Genomic DNA, 15,650 nt, shown 5'->3' on the forward strand with positions numbered 1-15,650 from the left:
GGTGCCGGCCGGCCCGGATGCCGCGCCGGCAAGCCGGCGCGGACGGGTCAAGGACTTACTTGACCATTTCGTACTTGTTGCCCTTCCACTGGTAGACGACGAAGCCCGGGGCCTTCAGGTTGCCCTTGGCATCGAACGACAGCTTGCCGACGACGGTGTTGAACGTGCCGCTGGCCAGCGCCTTCTGCAGGTCGCCGTACTTCACGCTCTTGGCCTGGGTCGCGGCTTGCTGGAACAGCTGCATGGCGGCGTAGGCGTAGAGCACGTAGCCGTCCGGCTCGACCTTGGCGTTGCGGAACTCCTTCACCACGTCGGCTGCGGCCGGGTTGGCGCGGGCGTCCGGCGCGAAGGTGAACATCACGCTGTCGGCGTTGCCGCCGGCGGCGGTCACCAGTTCGTTGTTGCTCATGGTGTCGCCGCCCATCACGGTCAGCTTCATGCCGGCCTGCTTGGCCTGACGCAGGATCAGCGCGACTTCGGTGTGGTAGCCGCCGTAGGCCAGCACTTCGACACCGGCCGCCTTCAGCTTCGACACCAGGCCCGAGTAGTCCTTTTCACCGGCGGTGATCGATTCGCGCAGCGCCGGCTTCAGGCCCTTGGCGGTCATGCCCTTGGCCATTTCGTCGGCCAGGCCCTTGCCGTAGGCGCTCTTGTCGTCGATCACGGCGACCTTCTTGCCGGCGAAGTGCGAGGCGATGTAGCCGCCGGCGATGCCGCCCTGCTGGTCGTCGCGGCCCATGATGCGGAAGATGTTCTTCAGGCCGCGCTCGGTGACCTGCGGGTTGGTCGACACGGTCGCCATCGGGATCTGCGCTTCGTTGTAGATGTCCGATGCCGGGATGGTCGAGCTGGAACACCAGTGGCCGTGCATGAAGACGATCTTCTTGTTGACCATGGCGTTGGCGACCGACACGGCCTGCTTCGGATCGCAGGCGTCGTCGCCGATTTCGAGTTTCAGCTTCTGGCCGAGGACACCGCCCTTGGCGTTGATGTCGGCAACGGCCATTTCCGCGCCGCGCTTGATCTGCTCGCCCGCCGACGCGTAAGCACCGGTCATCGGGCCGGCAATGGCCACCGAGTAATCGGCGTGGGCCTGCGCGGTGAACAGGGCACCCAGGCCCAGACCGGTCATGGCAATCAGTTGCTTCATGTTCGACTTCATCGTGCCTTCTCCTAGATGGACTGTCGTCCGTTGCTACAGCGGTAATGCCGTCAGCCCTTGCAGGCTGCCGATACGTTTTTCAAAACAGCTTACGAACAAAGCTTTCAACCAAACCTACACCAGGCGCCGATTTGTCTGATGTAGGTGCTTTCCAGCATCTCTGCCGGGCCCGCAGCCGCCCGGGGGCTTCCGGCGCGTCGCGGGAACGCCGTGTCCCTGCGGAACCACCGGTTTGCCGCGCGGTCGGCGTGCGGCCCGCGAGTACCCGTCAGGCGATCGTCATCAGGCTGGCATTGCCGCCGGCCGCCGCGGTGTTCACGCTGACCGACTGCTCGGCAAACAGCCTGATCAGGTCGTAATCGTCACCGGCGTCGAGCTCGGCGCCCGACAGGCCGAATACCGGCACGATGGGGCCGTCGCGGCGGGCAATCCGGCGGCCGAGCTCGAGCAGCGCATCGCTGTCGCCCTCGAACAGCACCGCGCCGACCGGGCTGGCCGTATCGATCTCCTCGGCCGAAACACGCCGCACCTGCGAGGCCAGCGCTGCCGGCAGGCCGGCAATCAGCGCATTGGCCACCGCGCTGTCGACGAAGCATGCGACATTGCCGCTGGCCAGTGCCGCCGCGAGTTGCGCCTGTGCGCCGGTCGTTGTCGACGCAAGGCACAGCAGCGGGCCGCGCGGCATGAGCCGGTAACGGTTCAGCTCGCCGGTCGGTCCGGTCAGCGTCACGTCGGCACCGAGCGGCGAGACCGCGCGGTAACGATCGCAGCGGGCCGCGGCATTATCGGCACCCTCGGCGGCGAGTACATTGCGGTAAGTCGCAAGTGCCGCCAGCGCCGAATCGGTGGCAGCGGGCAGGGCGCAGGTTCCCTGGGGACGGCGCGACAACAGTCTGGACAGGTAGAGCGGGCCGCCGGCCTTCGGGCCGGTGCCCGACAGGCCTTCGCCACCGAACGGTTGCACCCCGACGACGGCGCCGACAACGTTGCGGTTTACATACAGGTTGCCGGCGTGAATGCGGCAGGTGGCGCGGGCGATGGTTTCGTCGATGCGGGTATGCACGCCGAAGGTCAGGCCGTAGCCGGTGTCGTTGATGGCATCGACCAGTGCATCGAAGGCATCGCGCTTGTAACGCAGCACGTGCAGCACCGGACCGAACACCTCGCGTTCGAGCGAAGCCAGCGTGTCGATCTCGATCAGGGTCGGCGGTACGAAGCTGCCGTGGCGGGCTTCGGCCGGCATGGGCAACTGGCTGACCGCGAAGCCGGCGCCGCGCAGCCGGGCGATGTGGCGCTCGATGTTCTGCCGGGCTTCGACGTCGATGACGGGGCCGACGTCGGTGGCCAGCCGGTCCGGGTTGCCGATCGCCAGCTCGCGCATCGCGCCCTTGAGCATGGTCAGCACCTTGTCGGCGACATCCTCCTGCAGGCAGAGCACGCGCAGTGCCGAGCAGCGCTGGCCGGCCGAGTCGAAGGCCGAGTTCAGCACGTCGAACACCACCTGTTCGGGCAGCGCCGACGAATCGACGATCAGTGCGTTCTGACCACCGGTTTCGGCGATCAGCGGAATCGTCCGGCCTTGCGGGTCGAGCCGGTCGGCCAGCGTGCGCGAGATCAGCCGGGCGACTTCGGTCGAGCCGGTGAACAGCACGCCGCGGATGCGGGCATCGGCGACCAGCGCCGCGCCGACGGTTTCACCGCGGCCGGGCAGGAGTTGCACCGCACCGGTCGGTACGCCGGCCTCGCGCAGCAGCCGCACCGCTTCGAAGGCAATCAGCGGCGTCTGTTCGGCCGGCTTGGCGATCACCGGGTTGCCGGCAGCCAGCGCTGCGGCGACCTGGCCCATGAAGATCGCCAGCGGGAAGTTCCACGGGCTGATCGCCAGCACGGGGCCGAGCGGACGGTGGCTGTCGTTGTCGAACTCGCGTTCGATCTCGCCGGCGTAGTAGCGCAGGAAGTCGACCGCCTCGCGGACTTCGGCGACGGCATTGGCCAGTGTCTTGCCCGCCTCCCGGACGATCAGGCCCAGCAGCGAGGGCATCTGCGCCTCGAGCCGGTCGGCGGTGCGGCGCAGGATCGCGGCGCGTTCGGACACCGGTGTCGCGGCCCAGATCGGCGCGGCGGCCACGGCATGCTGCAGCGCGGCCTCGACGTCGGCCAGGTCGGCTTCGACCACGGTGCCGATCACGTCGCGGCGATCGGCCGGGTTGCACACGGGCTGGGCGGTGCCGGCGCTGGTACGGTCGTCGCCGAACAGCGGGGCCGCGCCCCATTGTCCGCCGGCAAGCAGCGCGGCCGACAGGGAGGCCAGCCGCTGTTCGTTGGCCAGATCCAGCCCGGCCGAATTGTCGCGCTCGGCACCGAACAGGGCGCGCGGCAGCGGGATCTTGTCGTGCGGTGCGCCGACCGGGCGGACCGCGCTGGCGGCGCTGACCGGATCGGTGATCAGGCTGTCGATCGAAATCTTTTCGTCGGCAATCTGGTTGACGAAGGAGGTGTTGGCGCCGTTTTCCAGCAGCCGGCGTACGAGGTAGGCCAGCAGGGTTTCATGCGTGCCGACCGGCGCATAGACGCGGCAGGGGCGGCCGAGCTTGCCCTCGGTCACGGCGCCTGTGACTTCCTCGTACAGCGGTTCGCCCATGCCGTGCAGGCACTGGAATTCGTACTGGCCCGGATAGTAGTTGGCGCCGGCAAGGTGGTAGATCGTCGCCAGTGTCTGTGCATTGTGGGTGGCGAACTGCGGGTAGATCGCATCCGGCACGGCCAGCAGTTTTTTCGCGCAGGCGAGGTAGGACACGTCGGTGTAGATCTTGCGCGTGTAGACCGGATAGCCCTCGAGGCCGTCGAGCTGGGCGCGCTTGATTTCGCTGTCCCAGTACGCGCCCTTGACCAGCCGCACCATGATCCGGTGCCGGCTGCGGCGGGCCAGATCGATGATGAAGTCGATCACGAACGGGCAACGCTTCTGGTAGGCCTGGACGACGAAGCCGATGCCGTTCCAGCCGGCGAGGTCGGCATCGAAGCACAGCGCTTCGAGCAGGTCGAGCGAGAGTTCTAGCCGGTCGGCTTCTTCGGCGTCGATGTTCAGGCCGATGTCGTAGCGGCGGGCCAGCAGCGCCAGCGCCTTTACGCGCGGCAGCAGCTCGCTCATCACGCGCTCCTGCTGCGCACGGCTGTAGCGCGGATGCAGGGCGGAGAGCTTGATCGAAATGCCCGGACCTTCGTAAATGCCGCGACCATTGGCAGCCTTGCCGATGGCGTGGATCGACTGTTCGTACGATGCGTAGTAACGCTGCGCGTCTTCCTCGGTCGTCGCCGCTTCGCCGAGCATGTCGTACGAGTAGCGGAAGCCCTTGGCTTCGAACTTGCGGCTGTTGGCCAGCGCGTCGGCAATCGTCTCGCCGGTGACGAACTGCTCGCCCATCAGCCGCATCGCCATGTCGACGCCCTTGCGGATCAGCGGCTCGCCGCCCTGGCCGATCAGCCGGGTCAGCGCCTTGGAGAGACCGGCCTCGCTGCTGGTCGCGGTGAGCTTGCCGGTCAGCATCAGCCCCCAGGTCGCGGCGTTGACGAACAGCGACGGCGAGTTGCCGAGGTGCGAATGCCAGTCGCCCTTGCTGATCTTGTCGCGGATCAGCGCGTCGCGGGTCGCCTTGTCCGGAATGCGCAGCAGCGCTTCGGCCAGACACATCAGCGCGACGCCTTCCTGGCTCGACAGCGAGAATTCGTGGATCAGCCCCTCGACGCCGCCGCCCTTGCGCTTGCCGCGCAGGCGGGCCACGAGCTTGTGGGCCAGCATCTGCACGTCGCCGTGCATTTGCGGATTCGGCAACCGGGCCTGTTCGACCAGCAGCGGCACGCATTCGGTTTCCGGCCGGCGCCAGGCGGCGGTGATCGCCGCACGCAGTACCGATTGCGGTGCCACGTTCTGGGCAAACTCGAGGAAGGGAACCGGCAGGGCCTCGGCCGACGGTTGCGCCTCGTCGATCTCGGCGGTGCTACCGTTGCCGAGCTCGGCCGGCCGAACGCCCTGTTCGACGCGCTCCAGATAGGCGTAGATCGCCTGCTTGATCAGCCAGTGCGGCGTGCGTTCCAGCGTTTGCGCCGCGTCGCGGATCCGTGTCCGCAATGCGTCGTCAACCTTGATCCCCAGCGTGGTATTGGCCATGTCCGTTGCTTACAAGTTGAATGTTCGGTCCATAGTACGATCTAGTTCGACCGGTACAACTACGGACAATCCCTAGGGGTTGCACCGTTGCGCAGGCCATAAAAGTGATGCAATGCAAGGGGTTGGGCGCGGTTGTGCATTTCGGGTTGCACCCTTGCAAGGCTTGATTTGACTACATCACTACATCTTTTTGATTGATTTACGCATCTTTTTTGTAAGAGTTGAAGATCGGTCCGTTGCCGTCCTTCGGGGCATCCCGGCCTCGAAAAATGCGTCCTTCAAATGGCAGGCAGGCAGATGAACGGTTGGTTTTTTGCATCGGCATGCGGTCGATTCGCATTCGTACAACGATGCGGCGCGTGCCAATCGCCGCCCGCGATGGTGTGCGCAGCGGGAGGATCGATTCAGCGGCCCGGGAGCGGCTGCATGCACAGCACAACCTTGGCATGGCCGCCATCGAACGCGGCCACGGCGCGCCGGGTATACTCGAATGTTTTCGTTTGCTGACTTGATTATGAAGAAAATTGAAATTTTCCTTGCGGCCGCATGCTGTGCGGTGGCGCTGCATCCGGCTGGGGCCGCCGATTCAGGCTGGCCGCGGGCGCGGCCGGAGACGGTCGGCATTGCGCCGGCGAGCATCGGGAAAATGCTCGACTATCTGGCGATGGTGTCGCGCAACGGCGCAAGCCTTGATGGCCTCGTGATCGTGCGCGACGGCAAGCTGGTGTTCGAGCACTACACCCCGCCTTATCGCGGCGACATTCCCCACCAGCTCAATTCGGTGACCAAATCGTTCGTCAGTACCCTGGTCGGCATCGCGCAGGGTGAAGGCAAGATCGGCCCGGTGACGACGCCGGTGCACGCCTTGCTGAAGGACTGCCGTGGCGCGTTGTGCGACAGCCCGGCCACGCTGAAAGACGTGCTGACGATGAGTTCGGGGCTCGAGTGGTACGAGGCCGGCTTCTCGGAGGAGGAAGACCCGAGCAAGATCTTGCGGAGTGCCGACTGGCGGCGCTATGTGCTCGACAAGCCGATGGCCGAAGCGCCGGGGCAGACCTTTGTCTACAACAGCGGTGGCTCGCATCTGTTGTCGCTGATGCTGCAGGACAGCCTCGGCGGTGAATCCGAAGCGGCGTTCGCGGATGACAGGTTGTTCAAACCGCTCGGCATCAGCGACTACCATTGGCCGGTTGATCCGCAAGGCGCGCTCATCGGCGGGCGCGGATTGACGCTGCGGCTCGACGATCTGGCCAGGTTCGGTCAGCTTTTCCTGCAAAACGGCCAGTGGCAGGGCAAGCAGATCGTGCCGGCGACATGGGTACACGATGCGACACACGCGCAGATCAAGACCGTGCCGCCATTCGGCTGGGTGCCGCAGTACGGCTACCAGTGGTGGGTCGATGGCTCGGGGCACAACTATTCGGCGCAAGGCTGGGGCGGACAGGTGCTGATCGTCGCTCCCAAACTCGGGATGGTCGTCGCCATGCTGACCAGCTCCGATGCCAACGGCAACGGTGCGTGGATGACGCCCGATATGCTGGAGCAGTTTTTTGCGCAGGAGCTCAAGTGGCAAGGGCCGATTCCGCTTGACGATGCTGGATGGGGACGTTTGCAGCAAAGACTGGCGGCCATGGCGCCGAAGCCGGAAAAAACGGTCCTGCCCGCATGGTTCAAACGGCTCGACGGCAAAACGGCGCAGTTCTCCGGTCTGGGCTGGCAAAGCAAGCCGCAGTTCAGGCTCGATGCCGACGGCGTGCAAATCGTCGCCGACTACCGCAACCGGCAGCAGCAGGACCGCGCGACCTACAGTTACGGCCTTGGCCAGTGGCGCAACTTCGATCACCCGGTCTATGGGCCGTGTGTCGGAAAACTGACGGTCTCGGGCGACAAGGTTCAGTTGCGGGCGCGCTCGTTGCGCGAGGGGAAAGAGATTCAGACGAGCTACCGCATGCAGGATGCCAAACGCATCGAGAGCGTCAGCGAAAATGGCGGCAACGCGGTGAGCGAACGCGCGGTCGGCCTGATCGCGAACTGAGCCGATTGCGCCACTCCATCCCTTCAGCCCGCCTCGCGCGGGCTTTTTGCACTCAAAAAAACGCCCGCGCGAGGCGGGCGTATCAAGGCGCACGGAGGGTGGTGCTTTACTTGCCGAGCGCGTCGAGTGCGAGGTTGAGCTTCAGTACGTTGACCCGGGCTTCACCGAGAAAGCCCCACTGCTTGCCGGTGGTATTCGCGGCGACCAGCGCCTCGACCTGCGGGATCGACAGATTGCGAGCCTTGGCAATGCGGCCGATCTGGTAGGCGGCGGCTTCCGGGCTAATGTCCGGGTCGAGGCCGCTGCCCGAGGCGGTAACGAGGTCGACCGGCACCGGCGCGGTGTTGCCCGGATCGGCGGCCTTCAGCGCGGCAACGCGGGTCTTGACCGCATCAAACAGTGCCGGATTGGTCGGACCGAGGTTGCTGCCGCCCGAGCCGGCGCCGTTGTACGGCATCGGCCCGGTGGCGGACGGACGTCCCCAGAAGTAGCGCGGCTCGGTGAAATTCTGGCCAATCAGCCCGGAGCCGACGGCGCGGCCGTCCTTGCTGATGACGCTGCCGTTGGCCTGGTTCGGGAAGACGCCCTGGGCGATACCTGTGACGGCGGCGGGGTAGAGCACGCCGGTCAGTGCGGTCAGCAGCACGAAGATGGTCAGCGCCGGGCGGAGTTGGGAGGAAAGGTTCATGGTGTTTCTCCGTTAGGCCAGATGCAGGGCAACCAGCAGCAGGTCGATCAGCTTGATGCCGACGAAAGGCACGATCAGGCCGCCCAGTCCGTAGATCAGCATGTTGTTGCGCAGCAGTTGCGCCGCCGATTGCGCGCGGTACTTCACGCCTTTCAGCGCCAGCGGGATCAGGAAGACGATGATGATCGCGTTGAAGATCACCGCCGACAGGATCGCCGACGCCGGCGTGTGCAGGCCCATGACGTTGAGCGTGCCGAGCTGCGGGTAGGTGGTGGCGAACGCGGCCGGGATGATCGCGAAATACTTGGCGATGTCGTTGGCGACCGAGAACGTCGTCAGCGAACCGCGCGTCATCAGCATCTGCTTGCCGATCTCGACGATCTCGATCAGCTTGGTCGGGTTGCTGTCGAGGTCGACCATATTGCCGGCCTCTTTCGCGGCCTGCGTGCCGGTGTTCATCGCCACGGCGACGTCGGCCTGTGCCAGCGCCGGGGCGTCGTTGGTGCCGTCGCCGGTCATCGCGACGAGGCGGCCCTCGGCCTGGTGATCGCGGATCAGCTTGAGCTTGTCTTCCGGTCGAGCCTGCGCGAGGAAGTCGTCGACGCCGGCTTCGGCGGCGATCGCCGCGGCGGTCAGCGGGTTGTCGCCGGTGATCATCACGGTCTTGATGCCCATCGCGCGCAGTTCGGCGAAGCGTTCCTTGATGCCGCCCTTGACGATGTCCTTGAGTTCGATCACGCCGAGCACGGTGGTGCCGTCGACGACGACCAGCGGCGTGGCGCCACGGCGTGCAACGTCGTCAGCCGCCTTGCTCACGGCATCGGGGAACAGCCCGCCGACATCGGCGACGTGCTGGCGCACTGCGTCGAGCGCACCCTTGCGGATCTGCCGGCCGTCGTAGTCAACACCGCTCATGCGGGTTTGCGCGGTAAACGGCACGAACACGGCCTGGTGCGCGGCGAGTTCGCGGCCGCGCAGGGCAAAACGCTGCTTGGCGAGTACGACGATCGAGCGGCCTTCCGGCGTTTCGTCGGCCAGCGACGCAAGCTGCGCGGCATCGGCCAGTTGCTGCTCGGTGACGCCCGGTGCGGCGATGAAGGCGGACGCCTGACGGTTGCCGAGCGTGATCGTGCCGGTCTTGTCCAGCAGCAGCACGTCGACGTCGCCGGCGGCTTCGACCGCGCGGCCCGAGGTGGCGATCACGTTGGCCTGCATCATCCGGCTCATGCCGGCGACGCCGATGGAGGACAGCAGCGCGCCGATCGTGGTCGGAATCAGGCAGACCAGCAGCGCGATCAGCGCGGTGATCGTGATCGGCGTACCGGCGCCGGCGACCGAGACGCTGTACTGCGAGAACGGCAGCAAGGTGACGGTGACGACGAGGAAGACGATGGTCAGCGCGACCAGGAGGATGGTCAGCGCGATCTCGTTCGGCGTTTTCTGGCGCTTGGCACCTTCGACCATCGCGATCATCCGGTCGAGGAAGGCTTCGCCCGGGTTGACCGACACGCGCACGACGATCCAGTCCGACAGCACGCGGGTGCCGCCGGTGACGGCCGAGAAGTCGCCGCCCGATTCGCGGATGACCGGCGCCGATTCGCCGGTGATCGCCGATTCGTCGACCGAGGCGACGCCGTCGAGCACTTCGCCATCCATCGGGATCGTGTCGCCAGCCTCGATAAGGATGAAATCGCCCTTGCGCAGGCTGGGGCTGTCGATCAGCTCGTAGGCACCTTTCTTGGGGGCCTTCAGCTTCTTGGCGATGACGTTTTTCTTGGTCGCGCGCAGCGCCGCGGCCTGCGCCTTGCTGCGGCCCTCGGCCAGTGCTTCGGCGAAGTTGGCGAACAGCACGGTGAACCACAGCCACGCCGCAATCGCGCCGATGAAACCGGCCGGTGCTTCGCCGGTGCCGAACAGTGCCTGGCCAAACAGCACTGTGGTCAGGATGCTGCCGACGTAGACGACGAACATCACCGGATTGCGCCATTGCACCTGCGGTGCGAGCTTCTTGAACGCGTCGGTCACGGCCGGCGTCAGCAGTGCCGGATCAAGCAGCGGCAGCTTGCGCTTGTCGTTGCCCGAGCGTTCGTCCGTGCCGGTTTCAACGTGATCCGGGATCGGTGTTTCGAATCTTTTGGTCATTTCTCTATTCCCCTGAAGGGTATCGCCCGGGCCCGGTCGGGCCCGGAACGAATCAGCCAATCATCTGCAAATGTTCAACAATGGGTCCCAGCGCCAACCCCGGAATGAAGTTCAGCGCACCGACCAGCAGCACCGCGCCGATCAGCAGCACGACGAACAGCGGGCCGTGCGTCGGCAGCGTGCCGGCGGTCACCGCGAGGCGCTGCTTGCCGGCGAGCGAACCGGCCATTGCGAGTACCGGGACGATGATCGCGAAGCGGCCGAACCACATCGCCAGACCGAGCATCACGTTGTAGAACGGCGTGTTGGCGGACAGGCCGGCGAAGGCCGAACCGTTGTTGTTGGCGGCGCTTGAGAAGGCGTAGAGGATTTCCGAGAAGCCGTGCGCCTGCGGGTTGAGTACGCCTGCCTGGCCGGCGCTGACGCTGACGGCGATCGCCGTGCCGGCGAGTACGAGGATCGGTGTGGCGAGGATGGCGATGGCGGTCATCTTCATCTCGAACGATTCGATCTTCTTGCCGAGGTATTCCGGCGTACGGCCGACCATCAGCCCGGCGATGAACACCGCGAGGATCGCGTACACCAGCATGCCGTAAAGCCCCGAGCCGACGCCGCCGAACACCACTTCGCCGAGCTGCATCAGCGCCATCGGCACCATGCCGCCCAGCGGCGTGAACGAGTCGTGCATCGCGTTGACCGCGCCGCACGACGCGGCGGTGGTGATCGTTGCGAACAGGCTCGACGCGACGATGCCGAAGCGCGTTTCCTTGCCTTCCATATTGAGGCTGCTGGCGGCACCGGCGTGCTGCAGGGCCGGGTTGCCTGCCAGTTCGGCCCAGACCGTCACGCCATAGGCGGCGACAAACAGCACCGTCATTGCCGCAAGCACGGCCCAGCCCTGGCGCTTGTCGCCGACCATGCGGCCGAAGACGAAGCACAGCGCCGCCGGGATCAGGAAGATCGCCAGCATCTCGATGAAGTTGGACAGCGGCGTCGGGTTCTCGTACGGGTGCGCCGAGTTGGCGTTGAAGAAGCCGCCACCGTTGGTGCCGAGCATCTTGATCGCTTCCTGCGAGGCGACCGGGCCCATCGGCAAGGTTTGCGTCGTCGCTGCGGTGTCGACCATCAGCGGTTTGCCGTCGGCGCCGTTGACCGGTGCACCGTGCGCATCAAGCCTGGCGGTCTGATAGACCGTCGCCTGCACCGTCTGTACTTCGGTGTACGGCCTGAAGTTCTGGATCACGCCCTGGCCGACCAGCAGCACGGCGACAACCAGCGAGAGCGGCACCAGCACGTACAGCGTCACCCGGGTCAGATCGGCCCAGACGTTGCCGATGGTTTCGAGGCTCTTGCGTGCAAAGCCGCGGATCAGTGCGATCACCACGGCAATGCCGGTCGCCGCCGACAGGAAGTTCTGCACCGACAGGCCGAGCATCTGGGTCAGATAGCTCATCGTCGATTCGCCGGCGTAACCCTGCCAGTTGGTGTTGGCGACGAAGGAGATCGCCGTGTTGAACGACGAATCCGGGCTGATCGTGCCAAAGCCTTGCGGGTTGAGCGGCAGCACGCCCTGCAGGCGCTGCAGCGCATAAACGGCGACGACGCCGGTCAGGTTGAACAGCACGAGGCCGACAGCGTACGACTTCCAGCCGGTTTCACGGCCGGCATCGACGCCGGCGAGTTTATAGAATAGCCGCTCGACCGGTGCGAGCAGCCGGGTCGGGCCGAGGTGTTCGCCGCGCATGACGCGCGTGATGTAGCCGGACAGCGGCCACGCAAGAACCAGCAGCACCGCGAGGTAAAGCGCGAGCTGCATCACTGCATTGGTGTTCATGTCAGAAACGCTCCGGATTGAAGAGGGCGTAGACGAGGTAGCCGAGCAGGCCGATGGCGGCGATGCCTGCAAGGGCGGCCAGCAGTGCGATCGTTGTCATGACGGCCTCCGCGTGAGGTGGCACAGCTGGATCAGCAGAAATATCAGCGCGGCGATCAGGCCGGTGAGCGCGAGGTAAGCGAGGTCCATGGCTTTCTCCCTGGGTGGTAGGTCAGGCGTCTGTTGCGGCAAAGGCCGGCGGGCACCTGTTCACCCCGAACTCTAGGGAGGACGGCATAAAGACCCCGGTAAAAGGCGGGGCAGGGATGTAAAAATTGCGTAAACGACGGTTCGCCTGAGTCTTTTACTTCTTGTTTTGACGTTATGTCTGATTTTGTGGTGACTTGGTCAAAACAAAGTACTGTTTCTGAATTCTTGTTGACGATTTCAGGGACGTTTTGTAGATTTTCAAATGAATCCATTTGATTTGTTTACAAAATGTCCAATCAATGAGGTCGATGATGCTTGCCCTGCCCGCCACCAAGTACCGTGCCTTTACGCCGATTGCCTTGCCGGACCGCACCTGGCCCGATCGCGTGCTGACCGCGCCGCCAATCTGGATGAGCACCGACCTGCGTGACGGCAACCAGTCGCTGATCGAGCCGATGAGTGTCGAGAAGAAGCTGCGGATGTTCGAGACGCTGGTTGCCATCGGCTTCAAGGAAATCGAGGTGGCGTTCCCGTCGGCGTCGCAGACCGATTTCGACTTCGTCCGCAAGCTGATCGACGAGGGCCGGATTCCCGACGACGTGACGATCGAGGTGCTGACGCAGGCGCGCGAGGACCTGATCGAGCGGACGGTCGAATCGCTGGTCGGCGCACGCCGCGCCATCGTCCACCTGTACAACGCGATCGCGCCGAACTTCCGCCGCATCGTGTTCAATACCGACCGGGCCGGCGTGAAGGCGCTGGCGGTGAACGGCACACGGATGGTCAAGGCGGCCACGGCCCGGCATCCGGACACCGAGTGGGTGTTCCAGTACTCGCCCGAGGTGTTTTCCGGCTCCGAAACCGATTTCGCCAGGGAAGTCTGCGATGCGGTGTCCGACGTCTGGCAGCCGAGCCCGCAGCGCAAGATGATCATCAACCTGCCGGCAACGGTGGAAATGGGCACGCCGAACACCTACGCCGACCAGATCGAATGGATGAGCCGGCATCTGGCCCGGCGCGACAGCATCATCCTGTCGGTGCACCCGCACAACGATCGCGGCTGCGCGGTGGCGGCGGCCGAGCTGGCGGTGATGGCCGGCGCCGACCGTGTCGAAGGCTGCCTGTTCGGCAGCGGCGAGCGCACCGGCAACGTCGATCTGGTGACGCTGGCACTCAACCTCTACAGCCAGGGCGTGCATCCGGGGCTGGATTTCTCAGACATCGATGCGATCCGCCGTACCGCCGAGTACTGCACCCAGTTGCCGGTGCATCCGCGCCATCCGTATGCCGGCGATCTGGTGTTCACGGCGTTCTCCGGTTCGCATCAGGATGCGATCAGGAAGGGGCTGGCGCAGCAGCGTGCCGATGCGGTCTGGGAAGTGCCCTATCTGCCGATCGACCCGCTCGACGTCGGCCGCAGCTATGACGCGGTGATCCGCGTCAACAGCCAGTCGGGCAAGGGCGGTGTGGCTTACCTCCTGCAGCAGGAGCACGGTTTCGAGCTGCCACGGCGGCTGCAGATCGAGTTCAGCCGCGCGATCCAGCGCGAGTCCGATGCGACCGGCCGCGAGGTCACGCCGGACGACATCCACGCGCTGTTCCGCCGCGAATACCTTGATCGCGTCGCACCGTGGACTTACGTGCGCCACAGCCTCGAGGAAACCGGCGGCGCCGGTGGCGATGCCGGTTCGGGCGGGGCCGTGATCGAAGTCGAGCTGGCGTACGAGGGCGAATCGCGCATCGTCATCGGCACCGGCAACGGCCCGATTGCCGCGTTCGTCGCGGCACTGGCCGGTGCCGGCATCGAGCTGGCCGTGCACGACTATCACGAGCATGCGCTCAGGGGCGGCGCCGACGCGCAGGCGGCGTGCTACATCGAGATGGCCGTGAACGGTGCGCCGTCCGGCTTCGGTGTCGGCGCCGATCGCAACATCGTTGCCGCGGCGATCAAGGCCTTGCTGTCGGGCGTCAACCGCGCGCGGGTGGTCGAGGCGGCAACGGCCTGAGCAAACACCCCGCCGGCGGCGGGGTGTTTTCAACAAAGGTCGGCGTCCTCAGTCTTCGCGATCATGGGCCTGACCGGCGACGACCGAGCGGGCCAGCCGCAGACCGGTGGCCGAGGTCGACTCGGCCGGGTCGCCGGCGTAGCGGTCGGTGATGTGCATGTCCTGCCCGTTGTCCCAGCTGGCGCCGCGCATCACCCGCCCCGGCGCGTCGCCGGTGCCGACCGGGTTGGTCTGCGCCTGCGTGGTGTAGGTCCGCTCTCTGTCGCCGGTCCATTCCCACGCGCTGCCGGACATGTCGAACAGCCCCAGCGAGTTGGCGACGAAGCTGCCCACCGGCGCCTGCCGCGCGTAGCCGTCGGTCACCGGCCACGGCACCAGCCACGCCGGCAGCGGTTCGCCGAACAGGTCTTCGAAATACTGCTTGAAGCTGTTGTCGGCGATGTTGGCTGCCGGCTTGCCGTTGACCAGCGGTGCGCCGTTGCCCCAGGCGTTGACGATGTCCTGGCCGCGATCGCGCGCCGCGTACTCCCACTCGGCTTCGGTCGGCAGCCGGTAACCGATCACCCTGGCGACATCGGTCGTCGGCTGGCCGGCGGCGTCGAGCAGGTCGCCGGTCGTTTCGTCGTAGGCCCTGGGCCAGCCCTTGCGCTGGTTCAGCCAGTTCACGTACCTGATCGCCGCCCACCACGTGACGTTGACGGCCGGATTCTCGCCCCGCCCCATGTCGACGCCGCCCATGTCGGCCGAGCTGAGCGGCGCCTGACCGGTGGCGCGGGTGTAGCGGTCGAACTGGCGGTAGGTGACTTCGGTGGCGCCGAGCCAGTACGGCGACAGCGTCACCGTGTGAACCGGATACTCGTTCGGATAATTGACCGGGCCGGCGATCGTCGCACCCATCACGAAGCTGCCGCCGGGCACGCGGACGAACTGCCGGCCGTTGACGCCGGTGCCGAGCGCCCGCCAGACCGGGCTGCCGGCACCCGGTGCGTCGCCACGTGTCCACCAGCGTGCCTGATACAGCTCGCCACCGAGTGCGGCCAGTTCGCCGGCGGCATACGCACGCGCAACTTGCCAGTCACCGGCCGTGTCTTCGGCCGGCGCGGCCAGCCACGGCGCTACGCCGGCAGCCGGTGTGTCGCCACGGGTCCACCAGCGGGCCTGCCATTCCTGTCCCTGATGCGTCACCACATCGCCCTGAAGGTAGACGGCACCCGGCTGCCAGGCTGCCGCAAGCGCGCCGTGCATGCCGGTGGCGAGCAGCACGCCGAGCAGCAGCCGGTGCAGGCGCGTACCGGGTGGTTTTGCCGATGCCGGGTGGCGGGGCGGGATGGCGTGATTGACGTGTTTCATTGGTAATTCCCCTGTCCTTGGTGTCTTTCTGTTTGATTGCATGACATTGTCATGTTTTGCCAAATTGCCAGCGGCA

The 15,650-nt window shown here is 65.8% G+C and carries 9 protein-coding genes; 2 read left to right on the forward strand and 7 right to left on the reverse strand.

Features of this window, described 5'->3' with window-relative positions; translation table 11 throughout:
- Positions 1 to 55: 55 nt before the first annotated feature.
- Both IE097_RS01970 and putA read right to left on the reverse strand, forming a co-directional pair.
- Positions 56 to 1,162: a branched-chain amino acid ABC transporter substrate-binding protein gene (locus IE097_RS01970; RefSeq protein WP_229797368.1), complete on the reverse strand. Its 1,107-nt coding sequence runs from the start codon at positions 1,160 to 1,162 to the stop codon at positions 56 to 58.
- A gap of 268 nt (positions 1,163 to 1,430) precedes the next feature.
- Positions 1,431 to 5,330, reverse strand: a complete 3,900-nt coding sequence (gene putA, locus IE097_RS01975) for a trifunctional transcriptional regulator/proline dehydrogenase/L-glutamate gamma-semialdehyde dehydrogenase (protein WP_189458456.1) — start codon at positions 5,328 to 5,330, stop codon at positions 1,431 to 1,433.
- A gap of 313 nt (positions 5,331 to 5,643) precedes the next feature.
- Between putA and IE097_RS01980 the strand changes: the two genes are divergently transcribed.
- Positions 5,644 to 7,365 (forward strand): serine hydrolase domain-containing protein, encoded by a 1,722-nt coding sequence (locus IE097_RS01980; RefSeq protein ID WP_189458457.1) that lies wholly within the window; start codon positions 5,644 to 5,646, stop codon positions 7,363 to 7,365.
- Positions 7,366 to 7,471: 106 nt separating this feature from the next.
- Here IE097_RS01980 and kdpC read toward each other — a convergent pair whose 3' ends face one another.
- Genes kdpC through kdpF form a run of 4 tightly spaced genes read right to left on the reverse strand, consistent with a single transcriptional unit; the run spans position 7,472 to position 12,129 of the window.
- A complete protein-coding gene (gene kdpC / locus IE097_RS01985) occupies positions 7,472 to 8,053 on the reverse strand; it encodes a potassium-transporting ATPase subunit KdpC (RefSeq protein WP_189458458.1) in 582 nt (193 codons plus the stop codon).
- Between the two features lie 12 nt (positions 8,054 to 8,065).
- The gene (gene kdpB, locus IE097_RS01990) at positions 8,066 to 10,195 is read right to left on the reverse strand and encodes a potassium-transporting ATPase subunit KdpB (protein WP_189458459.1); all 2,130 of its coding nucleotides are present in this window, start codon (positions 10,193 to 10,195) and stop codon (positions 8,066 to 8,068) included.
- A 52-nt stretch (positions 10,196 to 10,247) separates the two neighbouring features.
- The gene (gene kdpA / locus IE097_RS01995) at positions 10,248 to 12,029 is read right to left on the reverse strand and encodes a potassium-transporting ATPase subunit KdpA (RefSeq protein WP_189458460.1); all 1,782 of its coding nucleotides are present in this window, start codon (positions 12,027 to 12,029) and stop codon (positions 10,248 to 10,250) included.
- Position 12,030: 1 nt separating this feature from the next.
- A complete protein-coding gene (kdpF, locus tag IE097_RS02000) occupies positions 12,031 to 12,129 on the reverse strand; it encodes a K(+)-transporting ATPase subunit F (RefSeq protein WP_189458461.1) in 99 nt (32 codons plus the stop codon).
- Positions 12,130 to 12,529: 400 nt separating this feature from the next.
- On the opposite strand from kdpF, the gene leuA reads away from it, so the two are divergent.
- Positions 12,530 to 14,224: a 2-isopropylmalate synthase gene (gene leuA, locus IE097_RS02005; protein WP_229797369.1), complete on the forward strand. Its 1,695-nt coding sequence runs from the start codon at positions 12,530 to 12,532 to the stop codon at positions 14,222 to 14,224.
- A 48-nt stretch (positions 14,225 to 14,272) separates the two neighbouring features.
- On the opposite strand, the gene IE097_RS02010 is transcribed toward leuA, so the two are convergent.
- Positions 14,273 to 15,574 carry an SUMF1/EgtB/PvdO family nonheme iron enzyme gene (locus IE097_RS02010; protein ID WP_189458463.1) on the reverse strand — a complete coding sequence of 434 codons (1,302 nt, stop codon included), beginning with the start codon at positions 15,572 to 15,574 and terminating at the stop codon, positions 14,273 to 14,275.
- Positions 15,575 to 15,650: the final 76 nt, after the last annotated feature.

It is taken from the genome of Jeongeupia chitinilytica, assembly GCF_014652315.1.
Taxonomy (GTDB): Bacteria; Pseudomonadota; Gammaproteobacteria; order Burkholderiales; family Chitinibacteraceae; genus Jeongeupia; species Jeongeupia chitinilytica.

Bases quoted from the DNA above. Each gene is read 5' to 3' on its own strand.
- IE097_RS01970 (WP_229797368.1), bottom strand. From the start codon at position 1,162: ATGAAGTCGAACATGAAGCAACTGATTGCCATGACCGGTCTGGGCCTG.
- putA (WP_189458456.1), bottom strand. From the start codon at position 5,330: ATGGCCAATACCACGCTGGGGATCAAGGTTGACGACGCATTGCGGACA.
- kdpC (WP_189458458.1), bottom strand. From the start codon at position 8,053: ATGAACCTTTCCTCCCAACTCCGCCCGGCGCTGACCATCTTCGTGCTG.
- kdpB (WP_189458459.1), bottom strand. From the start codon at position 10,195: ATGACCAAAAGATTCGAAACACCGATCCCGGATCACGTTGAAACCGGC.
- kdpA (WP_189458460.1), bottom strand. From the start codon at position 12,029: ATGAACACCAATGCAGTGATGCAGCTCGCGCTTTACCTCGCGGTGCTG.
- kdpF (WP_189458461.1), bottom strand. From the start codon at position 12,129: ATGACAACGATCGCACTGCTGGCCGCCCTTGCAGGCATCGCCGCCATC.
- leuA (WP_229797369.1), top strand. From the start codon at position 12,530: ATGCTTGCCCTGCCCGCCACCAAGTACCGTGCCTTTACGCCGATTGCC.
- IE097_RS02010 (WP_189458463.1), bottom strand. From the start codon at position 15,574: ATGAAACACGTCAATCACGCCATCCCGCCCCGCCACCCGGCATCGGCA.